This window comes from Photorhabdus laumondii subsp. laumondii, from assembly GCF_003343245.1.
GTDB lineage: Bacteria > Pseudomonadota > Gammaproteobacteria > Enterobacterales > Enterobacteriaceae > Photorhabdus > Photorhabdus laumondii.
This window is the reverse complement of record NZ_CP024901.1, coordinates 4,580,529-4,597,367: the sequence shown is the minus strand read 5'-3', so window position 1 is coordinate 4,597,367 and position 16,839 is coordinate 4,580,529. Positions and strand designations below refer to the sequence as shown.

The following is a 16,839-nucleotide window of genomic DNA, read 5'->3' as shown; positions in this document are numbered from 1 at the left end:
AGAGATCGTCTTCATTTTGAGGAAAGTGAGGTTGATATGAGTAATATTGAAATTATTCAGAGAGAAATAATCACTATTTTTGCAGAGACATTTGGTTTATCGAAAGAAGAGATAAAACTAGAAATACCGCTGGTTGAATTGGGGGCGGAATCACTCTTGTTATTCGAAGCATTAGAGCCCATCCATAAACAATTTGGTGTAAAACTTTCAGTGCGGCAATTTTTCGCAGAATTACAAACAGTTCGTCAACTCAGTGAATATATCTTGATGGTGGGTAAAAACAGGGTTGTGGAAGATAACCATTCGGTTACTCAACCCGTCTTGTCTGATCAGGAAAAAAGGTCTGAACAATCCGATACGTCAGATATTCCACCGATTAATAAAGAACGCTTTTTCCAATGGATGTTGAGAAGTGCACCATCGATTGAATCTGAGGAGAGAAAAAAGTATCTGGCTTCATTTATATCTGAATATAACGAGCGAACGATTAAATCAAAAATTCATTCGGTAGCGGTACGTAAAAATATTGCCGATAGCCGTTCTGGAATTGGCTTTAAACTCTCGATAAAAGAGCTACTTTACCCGATTGTCTGCACCAAATTTGCCGGACCTGTTGTCAAGGATATTGATGGTAATGATTACATTGATATGACGATGGGGTTTGGTGCGCATTTGTTTGGCCATAGCCCACCCTTTGTAGTTAAAGCGCTCACTCAACAAATAGACAACAGTTTTGGTTTGGGAACTCGGCATGAGATAGGCTTAGAGGTGGCTGAACTTATCAAAGAGATTACCGGCATGGATCGCGTTGCTTTCGTCAATAGTGGAACAGAAGCGGTGATGAATGCGGTTCGGGCAGCACGGGCGCTCACTCGCCGTAATCATATTGTGCTCTTTTCTAGCAGTTACCACGGGCATTGGGATGCCGTACTGGCTAGAGCGGGTGACTATGATGAAGCTAATGCGACAAAACCCGTTTCGGTGGGCATACCTGAAAATATGGTTGCTGATGTTTCGGTGTTTGGGTTTGGTTCCAATGAGGCAATTGAGTTTCTCAAAACCAATAGAACTGATATCGCTGCGGTGCTGGTAGAACCTGTACCAACGCGTGACCCAGGATTGAGCAATCCAGATTATTTGCGACATTTGCGTCGAGTGACCAGGGAGTTAGATATTCTGCTGATATTTGACGAAATCGTGACAGGTTTCAGATCTCATCCAGCGGGTATCCAGGGGTTATTCGGTATTGAGGCAGATATTGTGATCTATGGCAAAACGATAGGGGGTGGGATGCCACTGGGCGTCATTACGGGTAGGAAGAAGATGCTTGATTCGATTGACGGTGGAAACTGGAATTTCAACGATGATAGTTTCCCCGCAGCGGAGCCGACATTCTTTGGTGGGACCTATTTTCAACATCCGCTTTGCATGACTGCTGCGAAAGCCACTTTGCAAGAGATCAAGAGGAGAGGGGAAACTTTTACCAAGGTACTGACTCAGCGTACTGAATCGTTTGTTTCACGTTTGAACCAACTGTTCTTAAGCCGTCGGGTTCCTATCGAGGCAAGATCATTTTCCTCATTTTTTAGATTAATGCATCGCGACAACATGGATTTGCTTTACTACAACCTATTGATGAGAGGGGTTTATATTTGGGAATGGCGTTGCTGGTTTATCTCTGATGCGCATGATGACACTCATCTGGAAAAAGTTTATTTGGCATTTGTGGATAGTTTGGATGAACTTGAGGAAAACAACCTGCTTCCTCGATATAGCTAGATCAAACTGGCCTGTTGTGAGCAATAACTTATTGAATGATTAAGCATCCTATCCTCTGGCTGTGCTGAGTTCGATGTTCTGAAACGACGGCTCATAGTCTGTTGAGTAATGAAAATTAAGGGGAACGTTATGCCGTTGGCAAATAAAAGTGTTTTCGTTGGTGGGCCGATTCAATTTGCAATTTGTGATAACGGTTTTCATGAGGAGTTGAGAACGACTATCCAACTGGCGATTAAGACGGTGAAGGCATTGAATGGTAATGTATTTTCGGCGCATTTGACTGAGAAATTTGGCATTGATACACCTAGTTATACGCCAGATATGGTATCGAAACGGGATTTCCAATGGATGCAGCAGTGTGATTTTTTCATGCCGATTCTTCCGGTTCATCAAGGTGATGAATTACTGCGTACTGACGGTACACATATTGAACTTGGTTGGGCCTCTGCTCTGAAACGGCCCGTCTTGTTGATCACTCAACTACCGATTGTGAATGGTGGTAGTCATTTGTTAAAGGGATTAGAGCATATTTGCAACGTGTCGAAATTGGATATTCACGATTTCCGTCAAAATCCGGGACAGATTGGCGAGATTTTCAGGAATTTTGCAGTTGAGTAGCTATTGATCACCTTTTTGAGGATATACCGCCTTTCTATTGAATGGAAAGGCGGGTTAATAGCGAGTTTGCTTGAATGGGTAATTTGTGGAGTGACGATGGAAAATCGAGTTATTGAACCAACCTATGATGTTTTAGGAATGAAGATAAAAAACCCAATTATTGTTGGGTCGGGTCTGCTTTCTGATCAAGCTAAAAATATTCGCCAGTTTATCGCTCACGGCGCAGGGGCGGTTGTGACAAAAACGATTTATCCGCGCTCGGAAAAATTGCATACAGAAAAGACCTATTTATTCAGTACAGGGATGCTGAACAATACGACATATTCGAAGAAAACCGTTGAATATTGGTTAACACTTCTCCGTGAATTTAAGGAAGAACAACTTCCGGTGATCGTTTCTATCCATGCGGAATCACCTGAGGCGTTAGCTTCATTGGCTGTTCGTATTTCGGCAGTGACCGATGCCCCTTTGGAGTTAGGCATTTCATGCTTGCATGCGGACGACTTCACGGAAGATACACCAGAACGAGTATTCAACTACACTAAAGTGGTGAAGGAGCGAACGAACACCCCTTTTGCGGTCAAACTCTCGCTTGGCGATAATTTGTATGGGCGTGTTCAAGCTGCGGTAGAAGGGGGGGCTGATGCGATAACTTTGAGCGATACCATTTCAGGAATTGCATTCGACACAGCGAATGGTGAAGCGCTGCTTAATGGGGTTTGCGGATACTCTGGGCCGGGGATTAAACCAATGGTGCTTGCCGCTATTTATAACCTGCGTAAGCGAGGGGTGACGATTCCAATACTTGGGTCGGGAGGCGTACAGGATGGTAATGATGTTCATGAATACCTACTGGCAGGGGCGAATACGGTGCAGGTTTATACCGCGCTTCATCGGCATATGTATAAAACATTGCAGCGCATTGTTCATGAATATACGCAAGTCATGACGTCAGAAAAAGGATGAGGAAAAGGGATAACATCATGAATAATAAAAAAATTAGAGAGTTTGCGGAACTGACCAGTGAGCAGGTTTTAACCGCAGTTGAAGGTAAGACATTGATATGGCCGATTGGCGGGATTGAACAGCATGGGCCTCATCTGCCGTTGAATGTGGATTCCGTGATCCCAGAAGCCTTTGCCCGCGTGTTGGCGGAGGATATTAATGGTTTCACCTTACCGGTACAGCCGGTGTCTGCCAGATCATTGCCACAGAGTGGTGGAGGGCTTGAATTTCCCGGCACAGTTTACCTGGATGGATCAACATTTACCGCTTATATCAGCCGAACCATTAAGAGCTTGTGTTCACTACCCTTTAAGCAACTGGTGATCATTAATGGTCATTTTGAGAATGAAGGTTTTATTTTCGAAGCAGTAGATGCATTACGGGCAGAAGGGCATTTTAACGATCGTTCCGTTATCGTATTTAGCTGGTGGAGTTTGGTATCTGATGATTGGACTCGTGAACATTTAGTTGATTTTCCCGGTTGGCATGCTGAGCATGCAGGGTTAACAGAAACGAGTTTAATGTTGCATTTACGCCCGGATTTAGTGAGAGCGGAGCGACCTGATCACGATAAACCTCCACGTGCAGGGATCTATCAAGTACCGATTAAAAAAGAATTTTCAACGAGAGGCGTTCTTTCTAAAACATCCGGTTCGAGTGCGGAGATTGGCGAACTCATTTTCGAGCATGTCAGGCAGCAAATACTGGAACTGGTTACTGCGGATTAATCCGTCGTAATATCGCGGTGTTTTTTCGATTTTGCCCAGGCTACTGGGACTTTCATTTTAGTGAGAGAATTTTTTACAGTAATAGAGACATAGATAATTGTATGAGTAACCTTAGCCGCCGGTGAGTTAGTTGGGCGGTTAAGGTTTATAAATAGTTGTAAGTGACTTATTACATGGCTTTTAATCTATTAAACCATTAAAATTAAATCGTTAAATCGTTAAATCGTTAAATCGTTAAATCGTTAAATCGTTAATTATCTGTCAGTGTAGTTTTAAAATCTGGAAGAAATTGGCAAGCGTATTATGAAAGAACAGGTAAAAACTTTAATCATCAAAGATAAAAAGAAGTGGTTAAGGTTATTTTTCAGAGGATAAAAAATTCGATGCTATATTAGCATTGGAAGAGAAAAAATCAGGAAAAGCAGGTTTTAAGTTTATTTTACAGGGATGTAATGAAATTTATGTGAAATCAGAGATAATCGTTAAATAAAGCCGATAAAATTTCAGGTTAACCAGATTAAGATCATTAAAGATGATTAAAGAAATATACCCGTTATCTTTCAAGTTGCCTCTTTGTTGGCTGCACTCGCTCACCCCGGTCACATAGTTATCTATGCTCCCGGGGATTCACTTCCTTACCGTCGCGATGATCTTGAAATCCATAGGGTATATGCGTTGATTTTAATGCCATTAACACATCATTTACTCTTTCTGTTTTTTAAGTGTAGAAAAAGGAATATAGAATTATTAAAGTAAAAATGAAAAAAACCAAGTATCAGTTAAATGGAAAGTATCAGTTTAATGAAAATGGCATCGTTAAATACGAGATGGAAAATAGAATTATTTACCTGTTCCAGGCCGGTTTATCATGTTTTTAACAAGGTTAAACTTATCTTTTTACTTGCATGTTCACTTATGGGCAATTGCAAGCTGCTTTTTATCGGTGATTAGTTAGTTAAGGATTGAAAAAAACAGGTGCATTCATTAATACCAGATTTAAAAAATACAGAGTGGCTAAAAAACGGCTGACTCTCTGTCATATTTAATACATTTATCGGCAATGCTATCCTCCGATTATTTTACGTTTACCTAACCTGATACAACTATTTAAAAGTGATAATACGGAGCTATTAAAAATTTTATATAACTAACAAGAGGATATTCAGATGCTTTTTCGTTGTTATTTTGCGAGAAAATCTATAAAAATAACGCAATAAAAAATTGGTTGATAGATTAGTTTAATAGGGTTTAAGTTATAATAGTTGAGTTAATTATCTGAAAAAACATAAAGGGATATCCTTATATCATCAGGCCATTTACTGGCTGATTTATCAAAAAATAAAGGGTGTGGCTTATTAAAACCACTCAAGATTGTCGGTAAAATAGGGTCAGTATTAGTGCGCGTTGGGAAATAATGGATAAAAAAGAATGAATGATTAAACAGATAAGTGATTATCATGATCAGTAAAAATGAATAGCGAGTATGATTAAACTTAACAGAAATCGGCCGTCGAAAGTGGTAAAAATACCATTTAAAATTTTATATCGCTTAAAATCCGATGTTAAAACAATGTGTTTTAATAACAGTTTAAAACCTGTCCATCATAAATCCATCAGTGAAAAAACTTGACTCTGTTAATGCTTATGTAATCAGGGAAAATAAATAACAATATGAATATACCCGTTATCCTTCAAGTTGCCTCTTTGTTGGCTGCACTCGCTCACCCCGGTCACATAGTTATCTATGCTCCCGGGGATTGACTCCCTTGCCGTCGCGATGCATCTTGAAATCCATAGAGTATAGATTAATCAGACAATCTGTTTTCTTAAAGGGACTGGCTTTAATAACGTTTTCAATCGGAAAATAAACTTTTTTATAAAGTAATTAAATAATTTATTATGGTAAATAGGTATAAAAACCCTCAAGAAAATGATTTAAGGGAATACGAGTATGTTTACTTCCGGATTAACGATGTTGCACTTATTATGTGAATCTACCAATAACTTTCATTGAGTAGTTGTTGTAAATATAATGTTTCCTCGTTTTTTCTTTGCTGGTATTTGATTCTTTAGGCATCTTATATTAATGCATTCGGTAAAGACTTGCCTGAGAAAATCTGGGAAAATGTTTTTTGTAACTTGATTGCGAGTTTTCCAGAGATATTATAGCTTTTATAATAAGTGGCGATGACTAATAGATAAATAGATAAATAGATAAATAGATAAATAGATAAATAGATAAATAGAGAAACAGATTGTGGCAAAGAAAGAAAAACGGCCTCACCATGATGTATTATTCAAATATTTTTTAACGCAGCCTGAAACGGCTAGGGAATTCTTATACCTTTATCTGCCGGAAGAGGTCCAGTCGTTGTGTGACTTAGCCACATTGAAACTGGAACCCGGCAGTTTTGTGGACCGGCATTTACGTCAACTGCACAGTGATGTGCTGTACTCGGTTGAAACAGCTCGGGGACAAGGTTATATCTATTGCCTGATTGAGCATCAGTCCACTCCTGACCCGTTGATGGCCTGGCGGTTGATGGGTTATGCCATGTCAGCTATGGCGGCCCACCTGAAAAAAGGTCATACTGAACTCCCTTTGGTGGTGCCTTTGCTGTTTTATCATGGTGAGGTTCGTCCTTATCCTTACTCAAACCGGTGGCTGGATTGTTTTACGTTCCCTGAACAGGCTGCCCGCTTATACTGCCAGGAGTTTCCGTTGGTGGACGTCAGTGTGCTCAGCGATGAAGAGATCCTGACACATAAAGGGGTAGCCCTGATGGAACTGGTGCAAAAACATATTCGCTGCCGGGATATGCTGGAATGGGTCCCTCAATTGGTGAAACTTTTGAATGCGGGGTATAATACAACTGAGCAGCGCAATGTGGTGTTACGCTATATTTTACTGAATGGACATACGCCGGATCTCTCACAATTTGTCCATCAACTGATTGAACAATCTCCGGAGCATGAAACGATGTTGATGACTATTGCAGAACAGCTTGAACAAAAAGGGCGCGAACAAGGCCGAGTTGAAGGCCGAGTTGAAGGTAGAGAAGAAGGTAAACTGGAAACGGCTTGTGCCTTGTTACGGCATGGCGTGAGTTTGGACATTATTGTCACCAGTACTGGTTTGAGCCGGGATAAAATTGAAGCGTTAAAGCATTAAATTATTCTCCTCTTTTACAGCAAAATGCCGATGTTCAAGATCGGCATTTTTGTTCTTATTCAGGATGATGGCTATACGAGGGACTTTTACGTTTGCCCGGCGAAGCTGAAACCGGTCATACTCAAGCAACTTTATAGAGGACGAAATGACACCCTAATAACATGGGGAGCGCGATTAGGTGAGTTGTTTGTGGAAACAAATACTCGTTCTGTTGTAGTAGTTATTATTCCTATTGCATATTCCTTATTACCTGTGAAATTAATCCATAGGGTATATGTTGGCAAGAGCAAGTCACGCAGTACATTCAAAACCAGCAAGTAATGCTTTATCGAAATTTCCTTCCCGCCTTATGTTGGCGGGCGTACCCTTTCAAGGAAAAAATGGCGGCATTCAGTTCACTTTGGAAATACTTTTTATTTATTGTTTTCCGCTATTGTTGATCATAACGAAACTCAGGTGAGAGTTTACTTATCCCAAGCCCATTAATTTTTTTAACCTTAATCTGTACAGGTATCCGTTCTTTCATAGCTTCAATGTGGCTGATAACACCTATGGTTTTACCGGAAGCATTTAAATGATCCAGTGCATCAAGAGCAATATCAAGGGTTTCTGGATCAAGTGTGCCAAAGCCTTCATCCAGGAACAGTGAATCAATACAGGTTTTATTGCTGACTAAATCAGATAGTGCTAAAGCCAGGGCGAGGCTGACCAGAAAACTTTCGCCACCGGAAAGCGTTTTGGTATCACGAATAGCATCGGCTTGCCAGGTATCAACCACTTGTAGTTCAAGACCATCACTGTTTTTACGTTGCAAATCGTAGCGTCCGTGCAATTTTTTCAGCCGTTGATTGGCGAGATGAACCAAATGATCCAGTGTTAATCCTTGAGCAAAGCGACGGAATTTAGCACCATCAGCCGAACCAATCAGGTTATTAAGATAACTCCAGTCATCATAATTTTGTCGGCAATGGCTGATCTCTTCCAATAAGGATTTTTGCTGTTGACGGCGTATTGCATCATTACCAAGCAGGTTTTTCAGCTCTCCTTGTTGTAAGGTGTTTCTTTTTAGCTCATCAGTCATGTTTTCCAACTGTTCGGTCAGTTGTGATTTTGTATATTGATTAAGTAACTCAGGGCGATTTTTCCGATGTTGTTGCAGGGTTTCTGCTGCTTTCTGGCATAGGGCGTTGGCTTGTATCTGCTGTTGTTCAAGCTGTTCTTTAAGTTGTCGCAATTCTTTACGTTGCTCTTGCGATAACAGCGCTGATTCAACGGCGTGCTGATCGGCAAATGGGCTTTTTGCTAATGCAGCATTGAAATTCTGTTCTGCCTGCTGTTTTTGTTGCTCAGACTGGTTATCGTTTTTTTCTGTCTCATGAATGGCACCGGTCAGTTGGTTGATGCTGGATTGCGCTTGTTGCAGATGTGACAATGCTTGTTTGTGCATTTCCTCAAGCTTTTGAGATTGTTGTTGTAATGCCTGAGTGATTTCCGTAACGGATTGTTCACCAAATAGTTGTTGGCGCTGTTGTTGTGTCTCTGCGAGTTGCTGTTTCTGTTGTTGAGCTGTTTGATTAAGCCTATTTAGATGGGAGAGATATTCTTCTTTCTGTTTATGCAATGATTCAATTTGATTTTGAATGACCGCTTCTTCTTTTTGGATCTGTTGCCAGTTTTCATGACAGTTTTGGTATATCTGCCACTCTTCTCTACGTTGTTGCAGCCAGTTTTCAGTATCATTCAGCATTGGCAGGGATAAATTATATTGCTGTAATTCTGACGTCATTTTTTCGATGACATCAGTTAGTTTATGCTGCTGTTGTTGTATCTCTGGTTGCAATTCAGATAACTGTTTTTTCAGTATATTGTGTTGATGCTTACTCAGTTCAATATTTCGTTCAATTTCTTTAACGTATTCTTGATGAGCGGTCACTGTTTTTTCTGTTTTCTGGTACGTTTTTTCTGCCAGTTCAAATTCGGTTAATTGAGTTTGGCAAAGCCGATGAGCCGATTGGTTTTGTTGCACAAATAGTTCAAGAGCGGGTTTATCTGAAAGAGAAATTTCGGTCTGTAATATTGCGCAAGTTTCCTGCCATTGTTGCGTTAATATATTCAATCGTGGTTCAGCATCAGTAATTTCTTGTAAAATATGGTCGTATTCTTGCTGTTGGAACTCTTTTTTATTAACCAATGATATTTTGGTGGCTTGCAGCGCTTCAAATTGCTGGCGTAAATCTTTTAACCGTTGTTCTGATTTTGGCAGTTCAATATTTTGATAAGCCTGAATTGCAGGATGATGTTCAGCACCGCATAGTGGGCAAGGAGAACCTTCCTTGAGCTGTGCCCGCTCTTTTTCCAGACTGACAATCTTTTGTTCTAACTGAATACGTTGAGTAAGATCGGATAAATGTTGCTGTTTGTCTGAGAGTTGTTTATCGATGGATTCAATTTGAACAGGAAATTCTTTTAATAATTTTTCCGGTTGTTGTAAGCGAATATGATGACTGGCAATAGCGGCTTGTAATTGTAAGATTTGTGGCGACAGGATCTCCAGTTTATGTTGCAGCGGTAGCTGTTCCTGATATTGAGTTAATTGTTTTTTTAATTTCTCTGGCGAATATTGTTTTTGCAGAGTAAAAAATTGTTGCTTGGCCTGTTCAAATGCCAGTTCCAGCGGTTGGTTATTTTCAATTTGTTGTTTTAAGTCTTCCCCTTGTTTGTTCAGGTTATTGCTAAGTTGCGTGATTTCGGCAGTGAGCTTGCCTACTTTTTGTGTTTGGTGGTCAATTTGTTGTTGATGTTCTTGCCGCCACGAGAATTGGTGTTGCCAAAAAGCCAGTTTTTCACCGAAATATTGATGATAAGGTTGTTGTTCGAAATAGTTTTCCAGTTGTTTTCTTTGATTGGTGAATGATAAGGCGCGCTGATTTGCTGTGTCATATTGTTGACAACGGTTTTCAAGCACCGTTTTCTGTTCGTTGATTTGTTGCTGAGTAAGATTGAGCTCTTTAATCTGTACCGCAATTTGATGATCTAATGGAATCACCTGTTCTGTTATCAGCTTTTCTTGTTGTTGCCGGTGCTGTTGATACTCTGCTCTGGCAGAATCTGCATGAGCCACCTTTTGCTGTATCGGTGTGAGCGTCTGTTGCAGTTGTTGAAGTTGCTGATGCATCTCTTCCAACTGTTTGCTGGTTCTCTGATGTTCATATTGTGTTCGGTTTTTATCATCCAGCAATGGGCGCAGTGTTTCTGCGGGTTCACTGTTAGCCAGTTTTTGCAGTTGCGGCTCTGCATGAGTAAGCGCTTTTTCTGCCTGCTGTAAGATAGCGTTATTTTCAGTGACGAGTTGCTCAAGTTCTTCTTCACGTGTCAGCCATTGCGCCGAATGTTGCACTGTTTTTATCTGCTGATTGAGTTGTGATTCTGCATGGGTGAGTTGTTGCTGTTGTTCCAGATATTGTTGATGCTGCTCTGCCGTTAGCAAATCAATGGTAGATGCTTTGGCTTGCAGAATATCCAGCACTGATTGTGCTTGTTTATGTTGTTGGTAAATTTGTTGGGATAAAATTCCGTAAATTTCAGTGCCGGTTAACTCTTCCAATAAATCAGCCCGTTCGTTTGGCTGAGCATTGAGGAAAGCCGCGAAATCTCCTTGGGATAGCAATATGGATTTGGTGAAACGGCCGTAATCTAATCCAGTAATTTCAATGATTTTTTCTTTCTTATCTTGGATTTTATCGGCCAGAATTTTACCACTGCTGCTAAGGGCGAGTTCCACTTTAGGGGCTTGCAGGTTGCCATTGGGTTGATTACGCGCTCGCCGTTGGCTCCAGAAAGCACGGTAAGCGACACCTTTCACTTCAAACTCTACTTCAGCCAATGATTCCGCAGTGTGTCGGGTCATCAGCTCATTTTGTGAGGTAGAAATCGTCAAGCGTGGGGTTTCGTGATAAAGCGCAAGGCAGATCGCATCCAATAAGGTGGTTTTACCCGCACCGGTCGGGCCGGTTATGGCGAACAAACCACTGCTGGCAAACGGCTCTGCTGTGAAATCAATTTTCCATTCACCTTGTAATGAATTAATGTTTTTTAGCCGTAAACTCAAAATTTTCATGCCTGCTCCTCCTTGTTTTTAGCCTGATAGATATCGTTCAGTGTTTGTTCGAAAAGGGTGGTCAGACGTTTTTTATGTTCTTCATCTTCGAGTGCTGATTGTGCAAGCCGTCGGGCAAAAACCTCGTTAACGCTAAGTTCTGTCAGAGTTTCCCTGTTTTCTTGTGCTAGCCTATTTTGTTGTTGTGTTTTACTACGTCGTAGCAGAATGATTTCGACAGGAAGCTCGGCAACCATTGATCGAATCCTTTTCTGGATATCATGGAGGTAATCTTGGGTTGCAACTTCAATATCCAGCCAGACGGGTTGCTCTCCTTGATAGTCATTAAAAGTTTGCAACTGTTGTTCAATGTGTTGCAGGTTGCCCTTGATGAGTTGCATGGGCTGATATTGCGGAATGGGTAAAAGCTTGATGGATTCCAGTTTGTCTTGGGTAAATTCCACCAAACAGACACTTTTCTCTTGCCCGACTTCATCGAAACTAAGAGGAATAGGGGAACCGCTGTAGCGAATATGTTCAGATTTAGCCACTATTTGTGGCCGGTGAATATGCCCAAGCGCAATATAGTCTACCGGCGGGAAAGCTTGCGCCGGGAAGGCATCCAATGTACCAATATAAATATCCCGCACCGAATCTGTAACAGTGGCGCCAACGGTCGTCAGATGCCCGGTAGCAATGATAGGTAAGGGTAAATTCAATTCATCACGTAATTCACACGCTTGCTGATAGAGTCGATGATAATGTTCTGCAATAGCTTCTTGTAATACGAGCTGTTTTTGTTCTCCTGACTGACCAGCCTGGCTGATCATAATATCTCTTGGCCGCAGAAAAGGGACTGCACAAAGAATTGCACCGGCATTGCCTTGTTTGGTGGTGAGTATTTTTATCTGTTTTTGTTGATCTTTTTCTGCGTGAGCAATAACGGTGGTATTCAGGCAGGAAAGGAGTTCTTTTGATTCATTTAATGTTGCTACTGAATCATGGTTACCACCAAGGCTAATTAACTGACAACCGGTCGGTTGTAGTTCAACGACAAAGCGATTATATAGTTCACGGGCATAGCTAGGTGGTGAACCCGTGTCAAATATATCTCCGGCAACAATTAATGCATCGACCTGATAATGTTCAATCTGTTTAATCAGCCAGCGCAGAAAATGTTGATGTTCAGCAGCCCGGCTTTTTGTAAAAAAATATTGGCCAAGATGCCAGTCCGAAGTGTGAATAATACGCATATTTTCGCCGTCATTGGTTAAAGTGAAGCATGATTATAATCGTTATATTTTGGATGTCGCTTTTAAATCTGATTTCGTGAATATATCTACGAGCGGCTTCGCATTCATTATGAAATATGGCAATTGTTAAATTAATTATTGCGAAATCGATTGCAGAGAGAAGATAACCAAGGCAGGATTTCATAAATTTGTCATAAAACTGACGCATAATGCTTTTTCAAACTAAGTAACGTTTATACCCTATGGATTTCAAGATGAATCGCGGCGGCAAGGGAGTGAATCCCCGGGAACATAGCAAACTATGTGACCGGGGTGAGCGAGTGCAGCCAACAAAGAGGCAACTTGAAGGATAACGGGTATATCTCAATATATTAACGGGACTAATCATGGCAAGACGCATTCTGGTAGTTGAAGATGAAGCTCCGATTCGTGAGATGGTCTGTTTTGTTCTGGAAAAAAACGGGTATCAGCCGGTAGAAGCAGAGGATTATGATTCTGCGTTGGCATGTTTATCTGAACCCTATCCTGATTTAGTGTTATTGGATTGGATGCTCCCCGGTGGTTCTGGTTTGCAGATAATTAAGCAGATGAAACGGAATAATAATATTCGCGATATTCCGGTGATGATGTTGACTGCCCGTGGTGAAGAGGAAGATCGGGTGCGTGGCCTCGAAGTTGGGGCAGATGACTATATCACTAAGCCTTTCTCTCCTAAAGAGCTGGTTGCCAGAGTTAAAGCGGTATTACGGCGTATTTCACCGATGGTCATGGAAGATATCATCGAAATGGATGGTTTAGTTTTGGATTCAACGTCCCATCGGGTGACCAGCCGGGATAAAGCACTGGATATGGGGCCGACGGAATTTAAATTACTGCACTTCTTTATGACTCACCCTGAGCGAGTCTATAGCCGTGAACAGTTGCTTAATTATGTTTGGGGAGCAAATGTTTATGTTGAAGATAGAACTGTTGATGTTCATATTCGCCGTTTACGTAAAGTATTAGAGATTGGCGGCCATGATAAAATGGTGCAGACCGTTCGTGGTACGGGCTATCGTTTTTCTACCCGTTACTAAGTCCATGCACCGGAGAATCTAATGTGTTAGAACGTCTATCTTGGAAAAAACTGGTTTCAGAACTGTTTCTCTTTTGTTTGCCTGCGTTAATTCTGGCGATATTTATTGGTCATTTGTCCTGGTGTTTATTGGTTTCGGTATTTTTGGTGCTGATATGGCATGGTTATAACTTGCTGAAACTTTCGAATTGGCTATGGTTGGATCGCAGTATGTTGCCACCGTCGGGGAGAGGAGGGTGGGAGCCAATTTTCTATGGTATTCACCAGATGCAGCAACGGAATCGAAAGCGGCGTCGTGAGCTGGCGCTGTTGATCAAACGGTTTCGTAGCGGGGCGGAATCATTACCCGATGCTATTGTGATGATGACAACGGAAGGTAATATTTTCTGGTGTAACCGTTTAGCGCAACATTTACTTGGTTTTCGTTGGCCTGAAGACAATGGACAGCATATTTTTAATTTACTTCGCTACCCTGATTTTAGCCGATATATCCTTTCCAGAGATTTTTCGCGCCCTTTATCCATTGAATTAAATAATGGGTTCGTTGTTGAGTTCCGGGTGATGCCTTATTCTGAGGGGCAGTTCTTAATGGTTGCCAGAGATGTGACTCAGAAGCGAACACTGGAAAATGCCCGTCGTGACTTTTTTGCTAATGTTAGTCATGAAATGCGTACCCCTCTAACCGTCTTGCAGGGTTATTTGGAAGTGATGCAGGATCAGGCAGCAGAGGATAGTTCGCTAAATAAGAAAGCGCTGAATACGATGCAGGAACAAACCCGGAGGCTGGACGGTTTGGTGAAACAATTGTTGCAACTGTCCAAAATTGAAGTCGCTCCCCAAATTGATATGAATGAAGTCGTTGATGTGCCTTTGATGCTTAAAGTATTGCGTCAGGAAGCGATTGCGCTAGGTAATGAATGTTATAAGATTAATTTTGATATTGGTGAAGATCTAAAAGTATTCGGTAATGAAGAGCAGCTTCGCAGTGCAATGTCGAATTTGGTTTATAACGCGGTTAACCATACTCCTAAAGGGACTCAAATTGATGTCAGTTGGAAAAAGAATTCCCACGGTGCTGAATTTACAGTGAAAGATAATGGGCAAGGTATCAGTGCTGAACATCTACCTCGTTTGACCGAACGTTTTTATCGAGTAGATAAAGCGCGTTCCAGACAAACTGGAGGAAGTGGTCTTGGTCTTGCGATTGTTAAACATGCCTTACATCATCACCATTCTCATCTTAAAGTTTCCAGCGAAATAGGCAAAGGGACGATCTTTAGTTTTACTTTTCCGGCCGGATTGATTGTACCTGTCAAAATAACCAGCAGAAGAGATAGGAATAGTTTGATTAACAGTAATAATTAATCTTCGTAATTGATTATTATTTTTTCAGGTTAAAAAAAACGCAAATCATATAGTGTTTATTCAATGATAGCTAACAGCAATCACTAGTTTTGAAAAAGAGTGCGGCATATACTTCTGCATTCTGGTTTATCTATTGCCTTCTGGCACTATAAAAGTTTTACTTGTGGGCAGTTGTTGGCGATTCTATCTATCATGGTCACTATAATCTGTCTTCAACAGATACCTGGTGAATATTGTTTTGATAATAAATCGTTAAATTAGGGTTCAATATTGTCAATATGGGCTTAACTGTTGATGATATTTATATTATTCAGGCCATTAAATATGGTAACAAAACATTAATAATCATTATGACACATCGTTTATCATCTAAGGATATTTGGGCATTAGGGTTTATGACTTTTGCTCTGTTTGTCGGGGCGGGAAATATTATTTTTCCCCCTATGGTGGGGTTACAATCAGGTGAATATGTTTGGTTAGCAGCACTAGGCTTTCTAGCGACTGCGGTTGGTTTACCCGTCATTACAATCATCGCATTGGCAAAAGTTGGCGGTGGTATTGAAGAGCTGAGTTCACCTATTGGTCGAGTTGCTGGTTTGCTGCTGGCGACAGTTTGTTATTTGGCTGTTGGTCCTTTATTCGCTATCCCACGGACCGCAACGGTCTCTTTTGAGGTAGGCATCGCCCCGCTTACCAGTACCAGCGAGTTATCCCTGTTTATCTACAGTCTTATTTATTTTGTTCTGGTAATTGCTGTTTCCCTTTACCCAGGCCGTTTGCTTGATACTGTCGGGCATGTGTTAGCACCCATCAAGATGTTGGCGTTAGGTATACTTGGTGTTGCTGCTTTACTTTGGCCAGCCGGTGATTCAATTCCCGCGATTGATGTTTATCAGCAAATCCCATTCTCCAGTGGTTTCGTCAATGGTTATCTGACAATGGATACGCTGGGAGCGATGGTGTTTGGGATTGTTATTGTTAACGCTGCGCGTTCAAGAGGCGTTGCCTCATCTTCATTATTAACTCGTTATGCAATGTGGGCAGGTTTTATTGCCGGCTTTGGTCTGATACTGGTTTATCTTTCCCTGTTCAAGTTGGGGGCTGGCAGTGGATCGTTAGTGCCTCATGCAGAAAATGGTGCGGTCATTTTGCATGCCTATGTTCATCATACTTTTGGTGGTGTTGGCAGTGTTTTCCTGGCTGTGCTGATTTTTGTTGCCTGTATGGTGACTGCGGTTGGATTAACTTGTGCATGTGCTGAGTTTTTCAGCCGTTATTTGCCCCTGTCTTATCGTTCATTGGTTCTGATCCTTGGAGGATTCTCCATGTTGACTTCTAACCTTGGTTTGAGTCATTTGATTAAGATTTCCATACCGGTACTGACAGCTATTTATCCACCTTGTATCGTTCTGATTGTGTTGAGTTTTACGCTGTGCTGGTGGCACAATTTTACTCGTATTTTGGCTCCGGTAATGTTAGTTAGTCTGATATTTGGTATTTTGGATGCGATTAAGTCATCCGAAGTATTAGTTTATTTGTTACCAAACTGGGCAACGCGTTTACCACTGGCGGATCAAGGATTGGCTTGGCTAGCACCATCCCTGTTGGTTTTAGTTGTGGCTGGTATTTATGACCGTGTTTTAGGGCGTTCAGGTACCCGTGAGACTCAAATGCATCAGTGATGATGTTTGTTTCTCTGACTGTTTGCCATCGTCAGATGTTCAGGGAAAGCATGGGATGGGATTCCT

At 41.3% G+C, this 16,839-nt stretch carries 10 protein-coding genes; 8 read left to right on the top strand and 2 right to left on the bottom strand.

Going from position 1 to position 16,839, the window contains the following annotated elements; genetic code table 11:
- The first annotated feature begins 36 nt into the window (after positions 1-36).
- The 5 genes from PluTT01m_RS20175 to PluTT01m_RS20145 all read left to right on the top strand — a co-directional run bounded on the left by PluTT01m_RS20175 (position 37) and on the right by PluTT01m_RS20145 (position 7,302).
- Positions 37-1,779, top strand: a complete 1,743-nt coding sequence (locus PluTT01m_RS20175; RefSeq protein ID WP_011148054.1) for an aminotransferase class III-fold pyridoxal phosphate-dependent enzyme — start codon at positions 37-39, stop codon at positions 1,777-1,779.
- 129 nt (positions 1,780-1,908) lie between these two features.
- A complete protein-coding gene (locus tag PluTT01m_RS20170) occupies positions 1,909-2,397 on the top strand; it encodes a hypothetical protein (RefSeq protein WP_011148053.1) in 489 nt (162 codons plus the stop codon).
- Positions 2,398-2,493: 96 nt separating this feature from the next.
- Entirely contained in the window at positions 2,494-3,363 is an 870-nt protein-coding gene (locus tag PluTT01m_RS20165) for a beta/alpha barrel domain-containing protein (protein WP_011148052.1), read from the top strand.
- A 17-nt stretch (positions 3,364-3,380) separates the two neighbouring features.
- On the top strand, positions 3,381-4,130 hold the full coding sequence (locus tag PluTT01m_RS20160; protein ID WP_041380331.1) for a creatininase family protein: 750 nt from the start codon (positions 3,381-3,383) through the stop codon (positions 4,128-4,130).
- Positions 4,131-6,387: 2,257 nt separating this feature from the next.
- Entirely contained in the window at positions 6,388-7,302 is a 915-nt protein-coding gene (locus PluTT01m_RS20145; protein ID WP_011148050.1) for an Rpn family recombination-promoting nuclease/putative transposase, read from the top strand.
- A gap of 430 nt (positions 7,303-7,732) precedes the next feature.
- Here the strand turns inward: PluTT01m_RS20145 and PluTT01m_RS20135 are convergent, their stop codons facing one another.
- Both PluTT01m_RS20135 and sbcD read right to left on the bottom strand, forming a co-directional pair.
- Entirely contained in the window at positions 7,733-11,419 is a 3,687-nt protein-coding gene (locus PluTT01m_RS20135; RefSeq protein ID WP_011148048.1) for an AAA family ATPase, read from the bottom strand.
- On the bottom strand, positions 11,416-12,651 hold the full coding sequence (gene sbcD, locus PluTT01m_RS20130; protein ID WP_011148047.1) for an exonuclease subunit SbcD: 1,236 nt from the start codon (positions 12,649-12,651) through the stop codon (positions 11,416-11,418). Before sbcD ends, PluTT01m_RS20135 begins: the two co-directional genes overlap by 4 nt.
- A 386-nt stretch (positions 12,652-13,037) precedes the next feature.
- On the opposite strand from sbcD, the gene phoB reads away from it, so the two are divergent.
- The 3 genes from phoB (at position 13,038) to brnQ (ending at position 16,773) form a co-directional block, all read left to right on the top strand.
- Positions 13,038-13,727, top strand: a complete 690-nt coding sequence (phoB, locus tag PluTT01m_RS20120; protein ID WP_011148046.1) for a phosphate regulon transcriptional regulator PhoB — start codon at positions 13,038-13,040, stop codon at positions 13,725-13,727.
- A 23-nt stretch (positions 13,728-13,750) separates the two neighbouring features.
- Complete coding sequence (gene phoR, locus PluTT01m_RS20115) at positions 13,751-15,091, top strand: phosphate regulon sensor histidine kinase PhoR (RefSeq protein ID WP_011148045.1); 1,341 nt, start codon at positions 13,751-13,753, stop codon at positions 15,089-15,091.
- 350 nt (positions 15,092-15,441) lie between these two features.
- Positions 15,442-16,773: a branched-chain amino acid transport system II carrier protein gene (brnQ, locus tag PluTT01m_RS20105; protein ID WP_011148044.1), complete on the top strand. Its 1,332-nt coding sequence runs from the start codon at positions 15,442-15,444 to the stop codon at positions 16,771-16,773.
- Positions 16,774-16,839 lie beyond the last annotated feature (66 nt).